Origin of the sequence: Rhizorhabdus histidinilytica, assembly GCF_900167915.1 — a bacterium.
Classification (GTDB): Bacteria; Pseudomonadota; Alphaproteobacteria; order Sphingomonadales; family Sphingomonadaceae; genus Rhizorhabdus; species Rhizorhabdus histidinilytica.
In genome coordinates, this window is the sequence record NZ_FUYM01000001.1 from 346640 (window position 1) to 363096 (window position 16457).

The following is a 16457-nucleotide window of genomic DNA, read 5'->3' on the forward strand; positions in this document are numbered from 1 at the left end:
CATGCCTAGCCCAGATGCGTGGCCGACCAGGCGGCCCGCGCGCTCCAGGTCTCGTCGCTGCCCCGGACGGTGCAGCCCTTGTCGCCCGCGGCGATATGGCCGATCCGCAACACCGTCTCGCCGGCCGCCTCCAGCGCGGCGCTGACGGCCGCGACGTCGGCCTCGTCGACGATCACCGCCATGCCGACGCCGCAGTTGAAGGTGCGGGCCATCTCATCGGGCTCGATATTGCCCTGCGCCTGGAGGAAGGCCATCAGCCGCGGCTGCGGCCACAGGTCGGCATCGACATGCGCGTGCAGCCCCTCGGGCAGGACGCGCGGGATGTTCTCGAGCAGGCCGCCGCCGGTGATGTGCGCCATCGCCTTGACCGCGCCCGAGCGGACCAGCGGCAGCAGCGCCTTCACATAGATGCGGGTCGGCGCGAGCAGCGCGTCGATCAGCAGCACGTCCTGGTCGAACAGGGCCGGGCGGTCGAGCTTCCAGCCCTTGTCGGCGGCGAGTCGGCGGACCAGCGAGAAACCGTTCGAATGGACGCCCGACGAGGCGAGGCCGAGGATCGTCTGGCCCGCCGCGACGCGGTTGCCGGTCAGCGCCTGGTCGCGCTCGACCGCGCCGACGCAGAAGCCGGCCAGGTCATAGTCGCCGTCGGCGTACATGCCGGGCATCTCCGCGGTCTCGCCGCCGATCAGCGCGCAGCCGGCGAGCTTGCAGCCCTCGGCGATGCCAGCGATCACCGCTTCGGCGACGCCGTTGTCGAGCCGCCCGGTCGCGAAATAGTCGAGGAAGAACAGCGGCTCGGCGCCCTGGACGATCAGGTCGTTGGCGCACATCGCGACCAGGTCGATGCCGACGCCGTCATGCTTGCCGCTGTCGATCGCCAGCTTGAGCTTGGTGCCGACGCCGTCATTGGCGGCGACCAGCAGCGGATCGTTGTAGCCGGCCGCCTTCAGATCGAAGAAGCCGCCGAAGCCGCCCAGGTCGGCATCGGCGCCGGGGCGCCGCGTCGCCTTGGCGAGCGGGCCGATCGCCTTGACCAGCGCATTGCCCGCCGCGATCGAGACGCCGGCCTTGGCATAGGTATAGGATTCTTGGTCGTTGCTGCTCATGCACGTCGCCCTAGACACATCGCTCTTGGATTTCCACGGCCAAGTCGCCAAAAGGCGTTTCGTGACCTTCGCCGACCGTCTTTTCCGTCCCTTCCCGCTGTCGATCCTGTGCGTCGCACTGTTCGCGGCGGCGCTGGCCTTTGCGCAGCTCGAGCGCGCCGACGAACGCGGCGTGCCGCCGATCGACGGGTCGGGCAGCTTCGAAGTCGACGGAATCAAGGTCGATATCGCCGCGCGCACCGCCGATCAGGCGCGCACCGCCGGCTGGCGCGAGGCGCAGCGCAAGGGCTGGAAGATGCTGTGGGCGCGGGTCAACGGCAAGCCGTTGGAGAATGCGCCGGGCCTGCCCGACTCGACGCTCGACTCGATCAGCGGCGGCATCGTCGTCGAAGAGGAGCATATCGGCCCCAACCGCTACATCGCGACGCTGGGCGTGCTGTTCGACCGCGCCCGCGCCGGCGAGCTGCTGGGGGTCAAGGGGGCGATCCGCCGGTCGGCGCCGATGCTCGTCATCCCGGTCGAATGGAGCGGCGCGACCCCCGTCAGCTTCGAGCGGCGCAGCGAATGGCAGAAGGCCTGGGCGCGCTTCCGCGCCGGCAACAGCCCGATCGACTATGTCCGCGTGTCGGGCACCGGCGCCGATCCGGTGCTGCTCAACGCCGCCCAGGCGCGCCGGCCCGGCCGGGGCTGGTGGCGGATGCTGCTCGATCAATATGGCGCCGCCGACATCGTCGTGCCCGAGGTCACCCTGTTCCGACAATGGCCGGGCGGGCCGGTGATCGGCAAGTTCGTCGCCCGTCACGGGCCCGATGCGGCGGTGATCGACAGCTTCACCCTCACCGCCGAGAACGGCGATGCGCTGCCCGCGATGCTCGATCGCGGCATCGAGCGGATCGACCGCGCCTACACCCGCGCTCTGCAGGAAGGCTCGCTGCGCACCGACAGGTCGCTGGTGGTCGAGACGCCGGCGGCCGAGGTGCCGATCGACGACGTGCTCGCGGAGATGGCGTCGGCCGCGACCAGCAACATCACCATCCAGGTCGAGACCCCCGATGCCGGGGCGCTGCGCGGATCGGAAACGGCGCTGCGCGGGATGACGGGGGTGACGGGCGTCCAGACTTCCAGCCTCGCGCTTGGGGGCATCTCGATCTTTCGGGTGAGCTTCTCGGGCCCGGCGGCAGCCTTCCGCGAGGCGCTGGTCGCGCGCGGCTGGCAGGTCGAGGACGTCGGCGGCGGCTACCGCATCCGCCGCGGCGGGAGCCAGCCCGCCCAATGACGGATCAGATCGCGCTGCCCTTCGTCTGGCCGGCGGATGAGGACGAGCGCGACTTCATCGTCAGCGAAGCCAACAGCACCGCCGTCCGCCATCTGGAACATTGGTCGCTATGGCCGGTGATGGCGACGGTGCTGACCGGCCCGCGCAAGTCGGGGCGGAGCCTGCTCGGCCGCATCTTCGCCGCCAAGACCGGCGGCCGCTTCGTCGACAATGCCGATACCCAGGACGAGGAGAAGCTGTTCCACGCCTGGAACGCGGCGCAGGCCGACCACAAGCCGCTGCTGCTGGCCGCGGACCTGCCCTCGGCCAAGTGGCGGATCAAGCTGCCCGACCTGCGCTCGCGCCTTCTCGCCAGCCCGCATGTCGCGATCGAGCAGCCGGATTTCCCGCTGATGCTGGGCCTGGTCGAAAAGCTGCTCCACATCCGCGGCCTGGCCGTCCGGCCGGAGGTGGTGCGCTATGTCGCGTCGCGGATAGAGCGCAGCTATGTCGGCATCGGCCGGATCGTCGACGCGCTCGACGAGGCGGCGCTGGCGCGGCGGCGGCCGATCACCATGGCGGTGGCCCGTGAGGCCCTTGCGGCGATCGGTGTCACGGAGGATACATATAGGCTGCTATGATGAGCGGCTATGGATTCGATCGAACAACCCGAGCATGACGAGGAACTGGTCGGCGCTCTTTCGCCGATCGAGCCGATCTCCCTTCGCGATCGCTATTTCAATCGCGAGCTGAGCTGGCTGGCGTTCAACGAGCGTGTGCTGGAAGAGGCATCCAATTCCGCGCACCCGCTGCTCGAGCGGCTCCGTTTCCTGTCGATCTCGGGCAATAATCTGGACGAGTTCTTCATGGTCCGCTTCGCGGGCCTGCGTGCGCAGCAGATCGAGGAGGTCGACACGCTATCGCCCGACGGGCTGACCGTCGCGCAGCAGATCGAGGGCGCCTCCGACCGCGCCGACCAGCTGATGGCCGAGCAGCAACTCGTCTGGGACCGGCTGCGCGACGAGCTCGCCGCGTCGGGTATCGTCGTTCTGGAGGAAATCGAGGGCCAGGACGCGATCTGGCTCGAAGCCTATTTCCGCGACCATATCTTCCCGGTGCTGACGCCGCAGGCGCTCGATCCCGCGCATCCCTTTCCGTTCATCCCGAACAAGGGCTTCAGCCTGCTGTTCGACCTGACCCGCCTGTCGGACGGCGAGCAGGTGTTCGAGCTGCTGATGGTCCCGTCGACCCTGCCGCGCTTCATCCGGCTGCCGGGCGATGGCGCGCGCTATGTCGCGATCGAGACGATGGTGCGGCGATTCACCTCGGTCCTCTTCCCCGGATATGAGGTGCGCGGCCATGGCGCGCTGCGCATCATCCGAGACAGCGATATCGAGGTGGAGGAGGAGGCCGAGGACCTCGTCCTCTACTTCCGCACCGCGATCAAGCGTCGGCGGCGCGGCCGGGTGATCCGGATCGAGCTCGAAGGCGGCATGTCGACCTCGCTCGAGCCGCTGTGGAAGGACCAGATCGGCGGCGCCGACAGCTTCGTCACGGAATCGGGCAGCTTCCTGGGCATCGCCGACCTCGCCCGACTGGTCGAGGAGGACCGTCCGGACCTGAAGTTCACGCCGTTCAGCCCGCGCTTCCCCGAGCGGATTCGCGAGCATGGCGGTGACTGCTTCGCCGCGATCCGCGCGAAGGACATCGTCGTCCACCACCCTTATGAGACGTTCGACGTCGTGCTCGCCTTCCTGCGGCAGGCGGCACAGGACCCCGACGTCGTCGCGATCAAGCAGACGCTCTACCGCGCCGGCAAGCAGTCGGCGGTGATCCGCGCGCTGGTCGACGCGGCCGAGGCGGGCAAGTCGGTGACCGCGGTGGTCGAGCTCAAGGCGCGCTTCGACGAGGAGCAGAACCTGCTCTGGGCATCGCAGCTCGAACGTGCGGGCGTGCAGGTGGTCTACGGCTTCATCGACTGGAAGACCCACGCCAAGGTCTCGATGGTGGTGCGGCGAGAAGGCGACGGGCATCGCACCTACTGTCACTTCGGTACGGGCAACTACCACCCGATCACGGCGCGCATCTACACCGACCTCAGCTTCTTCACCGCCGATCCGCGGCTGGGGCGCGACGTGGCGCAGATCTTCAACTACATCACCGGCTATGTCGAACCGACCGATCTGAACCTGGTCACCATCTCGCCGCACGGCATGCGCGACGAGCTGGCGCGGCTGATCGACGCCGAGATCGACCATGCCCGCGAGGGTCGCGACGCGGCGATCTGGGCGAAGATGAACTCGCTGGTCGACCCGGCGATCATCGAGAAGCTCTACCGCGCGAGCGCGGCGGGCGTGCAGATCGACCTCGTCATCCGCGGCATGTGCTGCCTGCGGCCCGGCGTTCCCGGGCTGTCGGAGAATATCCGGGTGAAGTCGGTGGTCGGCCGCTTCCTCGAGCACAGCCGGATCATCTGCTTCGGCAACGGTGCGGCGCTGCCCAACCGCAAGGCGAAGGTGCTGATCAGCTCGGCCGACTGGATGCCGCGCAACTTCGACCGGCGCGTCGAATATCTGCTGCCGATCGAGAACCCGACGGTCCATGCGCAGATCCTCGATCAGGTGATGGTCGCCAACCTGATCGACGACGAGCAGAGCTGGCGGCTGCTGCCGGACGGCAATTATGAGCGGATCGTGCCCGGCAAGCGGCCGTTCAACCTGCACCGCTATTTCATGACCAACCCGTCCTTGTCGGGTCGCGGCGCCGCGCTCCGCCAGTCGGGCCAAGTGCCGAAGCTGACGCTCAGACGCGACTGATCCGCACAGGGGCGGGCGGCAGCCAGCGCTCCGCCAGCCCGGCCCAGACCAGCGCCAGCCCGAAGCCCGCGAGCACGTCCCCTGGCCAGTGGACGCCGAGCGCGAGCCTGGTCCAGCCGATCGCAGCCGCCATCGCGACCGTGGTTGGGAGCAGGAAGCGGCGCTGCCGGTCGAACAGCATCGCCAGCGCCAGCCAGACGAGCAGCGTGCCCGCCGCATGCGCGCTGGGGAAGCTGGGCGAGCTGACGTCGTCGAGCCGTCCGGCCAATGGCGGCCGCCCACGCGCGCACATGAATTTCGCCGTCTCGACCGCAAGCCGTCCCGTCGCGACGGTCAGGACCAGCCACAGCGCGCGGCGCTGGTCGCCGTGCAACGCGAGCCCGGCGGCCACCACCAGGGCGAAAGGGGCCAGCAGCGACAGGCCGCCGAGCATCGTCAGGCCCCGAATCGCGGGGACGGCGGGCGACATGGAGTCGAGGCGGAAGAGCGCGAGCAGGGTGAGGTCCAGCTCCGGCGCGAGCCGCCACAGCGCGAGTCCGGCGATCATCAGGATCAGCCCCGAAAGCATCAGCGGCGATGGGCGGAATCCGCGCGGCATGGCGCCTCATTAACCCGACAAAGGCGCGAAAGGGACCGAAAATCGGCAGCGCTCGCCGTTTGCGCGGGCATCGATTTCGGCTACATCGGGCGCCTATGTCGTCCATCTCGATGTTCCGTCGCGCGAGGACCCCGGCACCCGGCCATGCCCGTGTCGGAATCATCGATATCGGCTCCAACTCGATCCGCCTCGTCATCTATGACGGACCGGCCCGGATTCCGGCTGCGCTGTTCAACGAAAAGGTGATGGCCGGGCTCGGCAAGGGCGTGTCGCGCGATGGAATGCTCGACACCGAGGCAGTCGAGCGGGCGCTGTCCGCACTCGCGCGGTTCCGGCGGCTGGCCGAGCAGATGGGAGTGCCGCAGCCGCGCACCGTCGCCACCGCGGCGGTGCGGGAGGCGAGCAACGGCCAGCAGTTCATCGACCGCGTGCTCGACCTTGGGCTGCCGGTCGAGATTCTGTCGGGCCACGACGAGGCGCGAATGGCCGGGATGGGCGTGATCGCCTCGATCCCGCAGGCGAACGGCATTGTCGGCGACCTCGGCGGCGGCAGTCTGGAGCTGGCGCGCGTGGTCGACGGCGAGGTACGCGAGACCAGTTCCTTTCCGCTCGGCGTGCTGCGTATCGACGCGGTCAAGGCCAAGGGGCCGCGCGCGCTCCGCAACCTCGTCGTCCGGACGCTGGAGGAAAATGACTGGGCGGGGAAGGGGGCGGGGCTGCCCTTCTACATGGTCGGCGGATCGTGGCGTTCGCTCGCCCGGCTAGACATGCACCTGACCGGCTACCCGCTGCCGATCGTCCACCATTATTGGATGCCGCCGGAAAACGCCCAGCATCTGGTGCGCGTCCTCGCGCATCTCGACCGTAAGCGGCTGCGCGACGTGGTCGGCCTGTCGGGCGCCCGCATCCCGACGCTGTCGCATGCCGCGTTGCTGCTCAGCCATGTCGTCCGCCGACTGGGATCGAGCGAACTGATCGTCTCGGCCTATGGCTTGCGCGAAGGGCTGCTGTTCGACGACCTCGACGAATATCAGCGCGCGCAGGACCCGCTGATCGCCTCGACCCGCGAGGAAGGCGCACGCCAGGGCCGTTTCCCCGAACATGGCGACCTGCTCGACCGCTGGCTCGCTCCGCTGTTCGCGAACGAGGGCCCGGCCGACACGCGCATCCGCCACGCGACCTGCCTGCTCGCCGACGTGGGCTGGCGCGCCCATCCCGAATTCCGCGCCGAACGCGGCATCGAGACCGCGCTGCACGGCAACTGGGTCGGTATCGATTCGCGCGGGCGCGGGATGATGGCGCATGCGCTGTGGACCAGCTTCGGCGGGCAGGGCGTGGTGCCGGTGATCAACGGCATCTGTTCGCCGTCGGAAATCGTCTCCGCCGAGCGCTGGGGGCTGGCGCTGCGGCTGGGCCAGCGTTTCTCGGGCGGTGTCGTCGATGCACTGGCCGGCAGCAGGTTGTCGATCGGCGGCGGCGCGCTCGAACTCCATGTCGAACGCGACAATGCGATCCTCTACGGCGAGGCCGTCGAACGCCGCCACAAGGCACTTGCCGCCGCCTTCGGCCTGCCGGCGCGGCTGATCCTCGGATAACATCTCGCCATCCCGGCGGAGGCCGGCATCTCGGGAGAGGGGAGGCGAGGCCGTCGCAGGGGCCTGCTGAGATGCCGGCCTCCGCGGCATGACGGGGAGCACGGCATTTCCCCGCGATTATCCGGCGGTTGGCCGATAGCGGCTTGAGGGCGGTGCGGCATTGTGACTGCTTGGCCGACGGCGGGGGCCTGCCGGGAGTGGCTATGGACAAGGCTCACAGGTTCCGGCCCGATATCCAGGGGCTGCGCGCATTGGCCGTGCTGCCCGTCGTAGCCTTCCATGCCTTTCCCGACCTGTTGCCCGGCGGCTTCGTCGGGGTCGACATCTTCTTCGTCATCTCCGGCTATCTGATCACCCGTATCCTTCATCAGGAGTTGCGCGAGGGGCGGTTCAGCATCGCCGGCTTCTACGTTCGCCGGGTGCGGCGGCTGTTCCCCGCGCTCTACTTGATGCTGTTCGCGACGATGCTGCTCGGATTGATCCTGCTGCCGCCGCAGGAACTGCGTGAGCTGGCGAAGACGGTCGCTGCCACGGTCGGCTTCGTCGCCAATTTCCTGTTCTACGATCTGTCGGGCTATTTCGACGGGCAGTCGGAGCTCAAGCCGCTGCTGCACACCTGGTCGCTCGCGGTCGAGGAACAGTTCTACCTGGTCTTCCCGCTTGCGCTGGCGGCGGTCTGGCGGCTGCAGCCGCGCTGGCTGCCCGTCATCTTATGGGTGGCGGCGGCGCTATCGCTGGCGTGGAGCGTCCGGGAGCTGGGGCAGGACGCTTCGCGCGCCTTCTATTACCCCTGGCCTCGCGCCTTCGAGCTGCTGATCGGCGCGATCGTCGCGGTGGGCGCGATCCCGCCGATCCGCCACCAGACCGTCCGCGACGGGTTGTCGCTGCTCGGAATCGCGCTGATCGCCGCGTCGCTGCTGCTGCTGTCCGACGAGCAGCCCTTTCCGGGGTTCACCGCGTTGCTGCCCTGCGCAGGCGCGGCGTTGATCCTCGCGGCGGGGGAGGAGGGCGAGTCGCTGGGCGGCCGCGCGCTCAGCCTGGCGCCGCTCGTGCTGGTCGGATCGCTCTCCTATTCGCTCTATCTCTGGCACTGGCCGGCGCTGGTCTTCGGTCGCTATCTCGCGCTCCGCCCGCTGACCGCGCCCGAGGCGATCGCGGCGGTGGCGGTCGCTTTCGCGCTGGCCTGGGCGTCGTGGCGCTATGTCGAGAGCCCGGTGCTGAAATGGCGGCTGCCGCACTGGCGGGTATTGGCCGCCGGCGGCGCGACGATGGCGGCGACGGCGGCGCTCGCCGCGGCGGTGGTGCTCGGCCACGGGCTTCCCCAGCGGCTCGACCCGATGGGGCGGACGCTGATCGCGGCGGCCGGCGACAGCAGCGATTTCCGCGCCACCTGCCATAGCGGTGAGCATGAGGTGATCCCCTATCGCAAGCTCTGCGCCTTCGGCGATCCGCAGGCCGCGCCGAGCCTGGCGGTCTGGGGCGACAGCTTCGGCGCCGAATTCGTCGTGGCGCTGGGCGAGAAGATGGCGCGCGAGCGCCGGTCGGTGCTGCAGGTCACCGCGTCGGGCTGTCCGCCCGCGCTCGGCTACAATCCCCGGCGCCGGCCCGGCTGCGCTGCCTATAATGCCGAACGCCTCGCCGAGCTCGCAGCCGATCCGCGCATCCGCGAGGTGGTGCTGGTCGTCAACTATCTGGGTTTCATGGCCGATACGCCCGACCAGCAGGCGGCGCTGCTCGACGGGGTCGAACGAACCGCACAGGCGCTCCATGCCCATGGCAAGACGCTGAGCCTGGTCTATTCGATCCCGCGCATGCCTTTCGTGGCGCCGACCGCGCTGGCGATGGAGACGCTGCGCGGTGGCGATCCGTCCGGCTTCGGCCAACGGCGCGCCGATTTCGACCGACGCGACGCGATCGTCTCGGCCCGACTCGACCGCATCGTCCGCGAGACCGGGGCCGATCGGATCGTGCCCGCGCAGCGGCTCTGCGGCGACCGGCTCTGCCCGGCCTATCGGCCCGGCGCCGGCGTGCTCTATTTCGATCATGCGCATCTCAGCATCGCCGGCGCCCGCTACCTGCTGGCCGGCGTCCGCGTCTGAGGCATTGCGCGAGCGGCCCATCGGCGCGAGACAGCAGTCATGATGATCACCGAGATCGAAGACTTCTTCACGCGCGGCTGCGGCCGCTGCGAGCGGTTCGACACGCCCGATTGCTCGGCGCGCCATTGGGAGCGCGGGCTCGCCCGGCTCCGCGAGATTTGCCGGAGCGCCGGTCTCGAAGAGACGGTGAAATGGGGGCACCCCTGCTATGTGCATGCGGGCCGCAACATCGCGATCATGGGCGCGTTCCGGGGCGATTTCCGGCTGAGCTTCATGAACGCGGCGCTGCTGAAGGACCGCGAAGGCGTGCTCGAACGGCAGGGGCCGAACACCCGGCACCCGGACATGATCCGCTTCACCTCCGCCGACGACGTCGACCGGCTGGAACCCGTCATCCGCGCCTATCTGGGCGAGGCGATGGACTATGCCGCGAAAGGCGTGAAGCCGCCCAGGGACGATAGCGAGCCCGAACCGCCGCCCGAACTCTCCGAAGCGCTCGATGCCGACCCCGAGCTGGCCGAGGCGTTCCACGCCCTGACCCCCGGCCGCCGGAAAAGCTATGTGATCAACCTCAATTCGGCGAAGCAGTCCGAGACGCGGGTGAAGCGCATCGCCGGATTCCGCGACAGGATCATGGCCGGCAAGGGCGCGCTGGAGCGCTGAGCCTAACCCTGGTCGCCGTCGAGCGCGGACATCACCATCCGGCCGTTGCGTACGCTGAACGCCAGCCGGCCCTCGACCAGCGCCAGCGCGTCCTTGCCGAAGATGTCGAAGCGCCAGCCGTCGAGCATCGGCAGGTCGCGGACGCCCGCGGCGAGCAGTTCGAGGTCGTCGGCGCGCGCGATCAGGCGCGGCGCGACGTCGGCATCGCGCGAGCGGACCTTGAGGAGGAGCTTGAGCAGGTCGGCGATCAGCGCGCCTTCCTTGCCGAGGCCGGGCTTGCGATCCTCGCGCGGCGGCATCTCGGCATCGGGCAGCGGCTCGGCCTCGGCGATCGCGGTCATCAACCGGGCGCCGATGTCGTTCTGCGCCCAGCTCGGCGACAGGCCGCGCACCCGCGACAGATCGGCCTGGACCTTGGGCGGATGCGAGGCGAGGTCGGCCAGCGTCTCGTCCTTGGCGATGCGGCCGCGGGGCAGGTTCTTCGACCGCGCCTCGCGCTCGCGCCAGGCGGCAATCGCCTTGAGCCGGCCGAGCACCTCGGGCTTGCGGCTGGGCAGGCGGATGCGGGTCCAGGCCAGCTCGGGCAGGTTGGCGTAGCTGGCGGGATCGCCGAGCCGCTCCATCTCATTGTCGAGCCAGCCGCCGCGCCCGGACTTGCGCAGCTTCTCCAGCATGCGCGGGAAGATCGCCGAGAGATGGGTGACGTCGCCGATCGCATAGTCGATCTGCCGCTTGTCGAGCGGGCGGCGGGCCCAGTCGGTGAAGCGCGCGCCCTTGTCGAGCTTGATGCCCAGCATCGTCTCGACCAGGTTCGAATAGCCGATCTGCTCGCCCAGCCCCATCGCCATCGCGGCCACCTGCGTGTCGAACAGCGGATAGGGGGTCTTGCCGGTCAGGTTGTGGACGATCTCCAGGTCCTGGCCGCCGGCGTGGAAGACCTTGAGCACCTCGTCATTCTCGACCAGCAGGTCGAGCAGCGGCGTGAGGTCGATCTCCTTCGCCTTGGGATCGATCGCGGCGGCTTCCTCGCTGTTGGCGATCTGGATCAGGCAGAGGTCCGGCCAATAGGTGCTCTCGCGCATGAATTCGGTGTCGACCACGACATAGGGCGAGGCGGCGAGGCGGGTGCAGAGATTGGCGAGCGTCGCGCTGTCGGTAATCAGGGGGTGAATGTGCATGCTTTCGTGCATAGCTTGGTTACAACGCTTGACAAGCGCTGCTCGTGCGCGCGAAGCGCTCCGCTCGCAAATTCACCGGAAAGTTGAAACGTCACCATGATGCACGCCTATCGCACGCACAATTGCGGCCAGCTTCGGGCCCAGGACGTCGGGTCCCAGGTCCGCCTGTCGGGCTGGGTGCATCGCAAGCGCGACCATGGCAACCTGCTGTTCGTCGACCTGCGCGACCATTATGGCCTGACGCAGATCGTCACCGACATCGAGTCGGAGGCGTTCAAGCAGCTCGAGCGGCTGCGCGTGGAATCGGTCGTCACGATCACCGGCGACGTCGTCGCCCGCGCGGGCGAGGCGGTGAACCCCAATCTGGCGACCGGCGAGATCGAGGTCCGCGCCCGCGAGGTCTCGGTCCAGTCGACCGCGCAGGAACTGCCGCTGCCGGTGGCGGGCGAGGCCGACTATCCCGAGGATATCCGCCTGCGCTATCGCTTCCTCGATCTGCGCCGCGACCGCATCCACGCCAATATCGTGCTGCGCTCGAACGTGATCGCCTCGATCCGCCGCCGCATGATCGACCAGGGCTTCACCGAATATCAGACGCCGATCCTGACCGCCTCGTCGCCCGAGGGCGCGCGCGACTTCCTGGTTCCGAGCCGCATCCATCCGGGCAAATTCTACGCGCTGCCGCAGGCGCCGCAGATGTTCAAGCAGCTGCTGATGGTGGCGGGCTTCGACCGTTATTTCCAGATCGCCCCCTGCTTCCGCGACGAGGACGCCCGCGCCGACCGCTCGCCGGGCGAGTTCTACCAGCTCGACTTCGAGATGAGCTTCGTCACCCAGGAGGACGTGTTCGCCGCGATCGAGCCGGTGCTGCACGGCGTGTTCGAGGAGTTCGCCGACGGCCGCGCGGTCACCCCGGCGCCGTTCCCGCGCATCGCCTATCGCGACGCGATGCTGCGCTACGGATCGGACAAGCCCGACCTGCGCAACCCGCTGGAGATCACCGACGTCACCGAGCATTTCAAGGGCTCGGGCTTCGGCCTGTTCGCGCGGATCGTCGAGGGCGGCGGCGTCGTCCGCGCGATCCCGGCACCGGGCGCGGGCGCGAAGAGCCGCAAATTCTTCGACGACATGAACGACTGGGCGCGCGCCCAGGGCCATGCCGGCCTCGGCTACATCAATATCAAGGGCGGCGAAGCCGGCGGACCGATCGCCAAGAACCACGGCGAGGAGGCGACCGCCAAGCTGATCGCGGCGCTGGGTCTCGGTCCCGACGATGGCGTGTTCTTCGCGGCGGGCAAGGAGCTGGCCGCGGCCAAGCTGGCTGGCGCCGCGCGCACCCGCGTCGGCGAGGAGCTGGGGCTGATCGAGCAGGGCGTGTTCAAATTCTGCTGGGTCGTCGACTTCCCGATGTTCGAATATGACGAGGACGCGAAGAAGATCGACTTCAGCCATAACCCCTTCTCGATGCCGCAGGGCGAGATGGAGGCGCTGGAGACCAAGGATCCGCTCGATATCCTCGCCTATCAGTACGACATCGTCTGCAACGGCGTGGAGCTCTCGTCGGGCGCGATCCGGAACCACCGGCCCGAGATCATGTACAAGGCGTTCGAGATCGCCGGTTACACCAAGGAGCAGGTCGAGGAGAATTTCTCGGGCATGCTCAACGCCTTCAAGTTCGGCGCGCCGCCCCACGGCGGTTCGGCCCCCGGCATCGACCGCATCGTCATGCTGCTGGCCGATGAACCGAACATCCGCGAGGTCGTGCTGTTCCCGATGAACCAGAAGGCCGAGGACCTGATGATGGGCGCACCGTCGCAGGTCAGCCTGAAGCAGCTCCGCGAGCTGAACATCCGGGTGGTGGAGCAGAGCAAGCAGTAAGCTTCATCTTCTTGCCGTCATGCCTGCGAAGGCAGGCATCCATGTCTGTATTCTTCCCAGATGTCATTTCGGGTGAAGAGAGACATGGACCCCAGCCTTCGCTGGGGTGACGTGAGAAGGAGAGGGGCCGGAACGCCCCACTGTGACCTGTCCCATAGCTGGACGGTTCCGAAACCATTTACCAACTCCCGCGCTTTATAGGACTCTCCCCGACGCATTATGGGGAGCGACTCGGGCTGGGAGTGTTGTCGCTTGGCGATCGATCTCGCGGATTATGAGAAGGGGGCGCCCTTCGACGGCGATTATGATGCGGCCCTGGCGGAGGTGCAGAAGCGCCTGTCCCGCCTGCAGGTGGCGCATGTCGTCTGCAACCTGCGCAGCATGATCCTGTTCGAGGGCTGGGACGCCGCCGGCAAGGGCGGCGCGATCCAGCGGCTGACGACGGGCTGGGACCCGCGCCACTTCCACGTCTGGCCGATCTCGGCACCGACCGAGGAGGAGCGGGGGCGGCATTTCCTCTGGCGCTTCTGGCAGAAGCTGCCTGGGCGGGGGCGGATCGCGATCTTGGACCGCACCTGGTATGGCCGCGTGCTCGTCGAGCGGGTCGAGGCCTATGCCAGCGAGCGCGAATGGCGGCGCGCCTATGACGAGATCAACGAGTTCGAGGCGCAGCAGCAGGCCGATGGCGTCACCATCGTCAAGTTGTTCCTGCACGTGACGCAGGAGGAGCAGGACAAGCGGCTCGCCGACCGGCTCGACCATCCGTGGAAGCGCTGGAAGGTCACGCCCGAGGATTTCCGCAACCGTGCGCGGCGCGACGACTATCTCGCCGCGATGAAGGAGATGTTCCGCGAGACCGACACGCGCTGGGCGCCGTGGACGGTGATCGACGGCAACGACAAGAAGGCCGCACGCATCGCCGCGCTGACCCATATCGCCGATTCGCTGGAGCGGATCGTGCCGCTCGAACCGCCCGCGCTCGACCCTGATTTCGAGCGTTATGCGCGCGTCCAGCTCGGCCTTCCGGAAAAGCGGTGAATCGGCGGCAATGCGCCGCTTCTCGCCCCTTGCGGATGTGACGCCTTTGTTGCAGCATCGTATCGCGGCCGAAAAACGGGCCGTGCGGCCGGAGCGCCGCGTGCCGCAGCTACATAAAAATTGGTAGGGGATGAAGGCATGAATAAACAGGAGCTTATCGGCACCGTCGCCGAGGCCACCGGCATGACCAAGAATGATGCTTCGAAGGCGGTCGAAGCGGTGTTCGATTCGATTACCACCCAGCTCAAGAAGGGCGACGAGGTCCGCCTCGTCGGTTTCGGCACTTTCTCGGTGACGAAGCGCAAAGCCTCCACCGGCCGCAACCCGCGCACCGGAGAACCCATGAAGATCAGCGCATCGAGCCAGCCCAAGTTCAAGCCGGGCAAGGGCCTCAAGGACGCCGTCAACTAAATCCGGTTATCGCCCGGCGTCGACCCGGGCGAGGGGGGCAAGGCCGCCGCGTCCTCATCGACGCGTGCGGCCTTCGCCTGTCGGGCGGCGCTTTCGGCGACGGCGTCCGATCCCGATCGTTTTTGGGGCTGGACAGGACGAACGTCCCGCCCTATCCGCACAGCCGTTCGCGGGGCACGCTCCGCGCGACGTTGCAGAGTGGGCGCATAGCTCAGTGGTAGAGCACTGTGTTCACACCGCAGGGGTCGCAGGTTCAAACCCTGCTGCGCCCACCACTCTGCCCCACTGATATCGATAACTTATCGCCGGTCGCCTTGAGGCGCCCACCGTTCAGTGGCGTCCCTGAATCTCATTGCGAGCGGCCTCCGCGAGGAAGGCGCTGCGAGTCAGCTTGCGGTCGCGCGCCGCCATGTCGATCGCCGCCAGCGTACCCATGTCGAGGGACAGGTTGACGCGGGTCAGCTTGCCGCTGGTGGTCATGCGGGGAACGGCGATCAGGAAAGCTCCCTCGGCCAGGTCTTTGGCGGCCTGCTCGCGAATGGCGGTCACGCTGCTGGCTGTCGGCTCGGCTTGATCTTCGAGCCACAATTCCATTGCTTCGACCGCGTTCGGAACGACGTCATCCAAGTCATCAGCCGCCGAGAAGCATCCGGGCAGGTCGGGAAAGTGGACGCCATAGGCGCTGTCCTCGTCCTTGTGCACGATGGCGTAGAAATACTTCATCTCATGTCTCCATCAGGACGCCCTAGAGCCATCCCGCTGCCCTTGCGATGCTGCGGGCCGTGCCGATTGGCAGGTCCCGCTTCGGGTGGGGAACGACCAGCGATACCTCGCCTCGGCGGAACTTGTGATGCGATCCTCGCGCCGACACCTGCTCCCAGCCTTCCGAGAGGAGCCGCTTGATGATCTTCCTGCTGTCCCGCTCCATGTGTAAATATTTACACATGAATTCGAAAAATCAAGGCTCCTTACGCAAATAATTGCGCAATCCCCAATCAGACGCTGAACCCTTGCCGCTCCAGCGCGGCGATCAGCGTGGGGCGGTGGACCCGGCTGCCGGGGACCAGCGAGGCTACCGCCATCGGCAGGCGCCAGGCGTCGATCGCGGCGTCGCTCAGGCCGGTGCTCTCGCGATACTGACGCAGGTAGAAGTCGGCGGTCATCGCGCGGATGTGGCGCAGCGGCGGGACATTGCGCAGGCTGGGGCCGTAGCCGGCATAGCGGAACAGCAGCTCGGTGCGTGCAACGTCGCCGGCGGGATCGCCCGCCGAGGCGTTCGACCAGTCGATGGCTGCGATCCCGGCGCGGGTCAGGATGACGTTGCCCGGATGATAGTCGCCATGACAGAAGCGGTCGCCGCGCGGGATGGCGTGGAGCCGTTCGAGCGCGGCGGTGCGGAGCTGCTCGCCCACCTCGGCCTGTTCGATGCGGACATGGATGATGTCGTGCTGATGGTGCGGCAGGCCGGCCGCGCCGCAGAGGTGGATGCGCGCCTGATAGTCGGCGAAGCGGCGCAGCAGCGCGCGGGTTCGGAACGGGCGCAGGACGGGGAGGCGGAGCAGCGGCTTGCCGACCAGTTCCTCGAAGACGATCCCGCTGCGGTCGCCATGGTCGCGCGTGCCGAAGGCGCGGGCGACGTGGAGGCCCTGGTCGACGGCATGGCGGACGCCGTCATGCTCGCGCGCGATCACACCGGGGTCGAGGCCCTCGCGGTAGAGCTTCAGCACGCGGCCGCCAGCCAGGCGGAACACGTCCGCGCTGCCGCCGCTGCCGATCAGCGTCTGGAGCTTCAATCTGATCATCGCATTCCGCCCTTGGAT

The 16457-nt window shown here is 68.0% G+C and carries 15 protein-coding genes and 1 tRNA gene; 10 read left to right on the forward strand and 6 right to left on the reverse strand.

All coding sequences use genetic code 11. From position 1 onward, the window contains the following. Positions 1-5: 5 nt before the first annotated feature. On the reverse strand, positions 6-1106 hold the full coding sequence (gene purM / locus B5X82_RS01635) for a phosphoribosylformylglycinamidine cyclo-ligase (protein ID WP_079646294.1): 1101 nt from the start codon (positions 1104-1106) through the stop codon (positions 6-8). 61 nt (positions 1107-1167) lie between these two features. On the opposite strand from purM, the gene B5X82_RS01640 reads away from it, so the two are divergent. Genes B5X82_RS01640 through B5X82_RS01650 form a run of 3 tightly spaced genes read left to right on the forward strand, consistent with a single transcriptional unit; the run spans position 1168 to position 5177 of the window. After that, entirely contained in the window at positions 1168-2382 is a 1215-nt protein-coding gene (locus B5X82_RS01640; protein WP_079646692.1) for a hypothetical protein, read from the forward strand. Further along, positions 2379-3002, forward strand: a complete 624-nt coding sequence (locus B5X82_RS01645; protein ID WP_079646295.1) for an HdaA/DnaA family protein — start codon at positions 2379-2381, stop codon at positions 3000-3002. The genes B5X82_RS01640 and B5X82_RS01645 overlap by 4 nt, the downstream gene beginning before the upstream one ends. 9 nt (positions 3003-3011) lie before the next feature. Continuing rightward, positions 3012-5177 (forward strand): RNA degradosome polyphosphate kinase, encoded by a 2166-nt coding sequence (locus B5X82_RS01650; protein WP_079646296.1) that lies wholly within the window; start codon positions 3012-3014, stop codon positions 5175-5177. On the opposite strand, the gene B5X82_RS01655 is transcribed toward B5X82_RS01650, so the two are convergent. Then, entirely contained in the window at positions 5164-5775 is a 612-nt protein-coding gene (locus B5X82_RS01655) for a phosphatase PAP2 family protein (protein ID WP_079646297.1), read from the reverse strand. The two genes, B5X82_RS01650 and B5X82_RS01655, sit on opposite strands and share 14 nt — an antisense overlap. A 95-nt stretch (positions 5776-5870) precedes the next feature. On the opposite strand from B5X82_RS01655, the gene B5X82_RS01660 reads away from it, so the two are divergent. The 3 genes from B5X82_RS01660 to B5X82_RS01670 all read left to right on the forward strand — a co-directional run bounded on the left by B5X82_RS01660 (position 5871) and on the right by B5X82_RS01670 (position 10132). Further along, positions 5871-7370: a Ppx/GppA family phosphatase gene (locus B5X82_RS01660; RefSeq protein WP_079646298.1), complete on the forward strand. Its 1500-nt coding sequence runs from the start codon at positions 5871-5873 to the stop codon at positions 7368-7370. A 203-nt stretch (positions 7371-7573) separates the two neighbouring features. Then, positions 7574-9469 (forward strand): acyltransferase family protein, encoded by a 1896-nt coding sequence (locus B5X82_RS01665; RefSeq protein WP_079646299.1) that lies wholly within the window; start codon positions 7574-7576, stop codon positions 9467-9469. 39 nt (positions 9470-9508) lie between these two features. After that, the gene (locus tag B5X82_RS01670) at positions 9509-10132 is read left to right on the forward strand and encodes a YdeI/OmpD-associated family protein (RefSeq protein ID WP_209045222.1); all 624 of its coding nucleotides are present in this window, start codon (positions 9509-9511) and stop codon (positions 10130-10132) included. Positions 10133-10134: 2 nt separating this feature from the next. Here the strand turns inward: B5X82_RS01670 and rnd are convergent, their stop codons facing one another. Then, on the reverse strand, positions 10135-11310 hold the full coding sequence (gene rnd / locus B5X82_RS01675) for a ribonuclease D (protein WP_176152438.1): 1176 nt from the start codon (positions 11308-11310) through the stop codon (positions 10135-10137). 99 nt (positions 11311-11409) lie between these two features. Here rnd and aspS point away from each other — a divergent pair, with 99 nt between their 5' ends. The 4 genes from aspS (at position 11410) to B5X82_RS01695 (ending at position 14912) form a co-directional block, all read left to right on the forward strand. Then, complete coding sequence (gene aspS, locus B5X82_RS01680; protein WP_176152455.1) at positions 11410-13188, forward strand: aspartate--tRNA ligase; 1779 nt, start codon at positions 11410-11412, stop codon at positions 13186-13188. 252 nt (positions 13189-13440) lie between these two features. Beyond that, positions 13441-14226, forward strand: a complete 786-nt coding sequence (locus B5X82_RS01685; RefSeq protein ID WP_079646302.1) for a polyphosphate kinase 2 family protein — start codon at positions 13441-13443, stop codon at positions 14224-14226. A 138-nt stretch (positions 14227-14364) separates the two neighbouring features. Then, positions 14365-14637 carry an HU family DNA-binding protein gene (locus B5X82_RS01690; protein WP_011950898.1) on the forward strand — a complete coding sequence of 91 codons (273 nt, stop codon included), beginning with the start codon at positions 14365-14367 and terminating at the stop codon, positions 14635-14637. A gap of 200 nt (positions 14638-14837) precedes the next feature. Then, positions 14838-14912, forward strand: a tRNA-Val gene (locus B5X82_RS01695). Positions 14913-14967: 55 nt separating this feature from the next. Here B5X82_RS01695 and B5X82_RS01700 read toward each other — a convergent pair. The 3 genes from B5X82_RS01700 to B5X82_RS01710 are packed head-to-tail and all read right to left on the reverse strand — an operon-like array spanning position 14968 to position 16439. Beyond that, a complete protein-coding gene (locus B5X82_RS01700) occupies positions 14968-15360 on the reverse strand; it encodes a type II toxin-antitoxin system HicB family antitoxin (RefSeq protein ID WP_079646303.1) in 393 nt (130 codons plus the stop codon). A gap of 22 nt (positions 15361-15382) precedes the next feature. Next, positions 15383-15583: a type II toxin-antitoxin system HicA family toxin gene (locus B5X82_RS01705; protein WP_079646304.1), complete on the reverse strand. Its 201-nt coding sequence runs from the start codon at positions 15581-15583 to the stop codon at positions 15383-15385. A gap of 49 nt (positions 15584-15632) precedes the next feature. Further along, positions 15633-16439, reverse strand: a complete 807-nt coding sequence (locus tag B5X82_RS01710; RefSeq protein ID WP_079646694.1) for a phosphotransferase family protein — start codon at positions 16437-16439, stop codon at positions 15633-15635. Between the last annotated feature and the right edge of the window lie 18 nt (positions 16440-16457).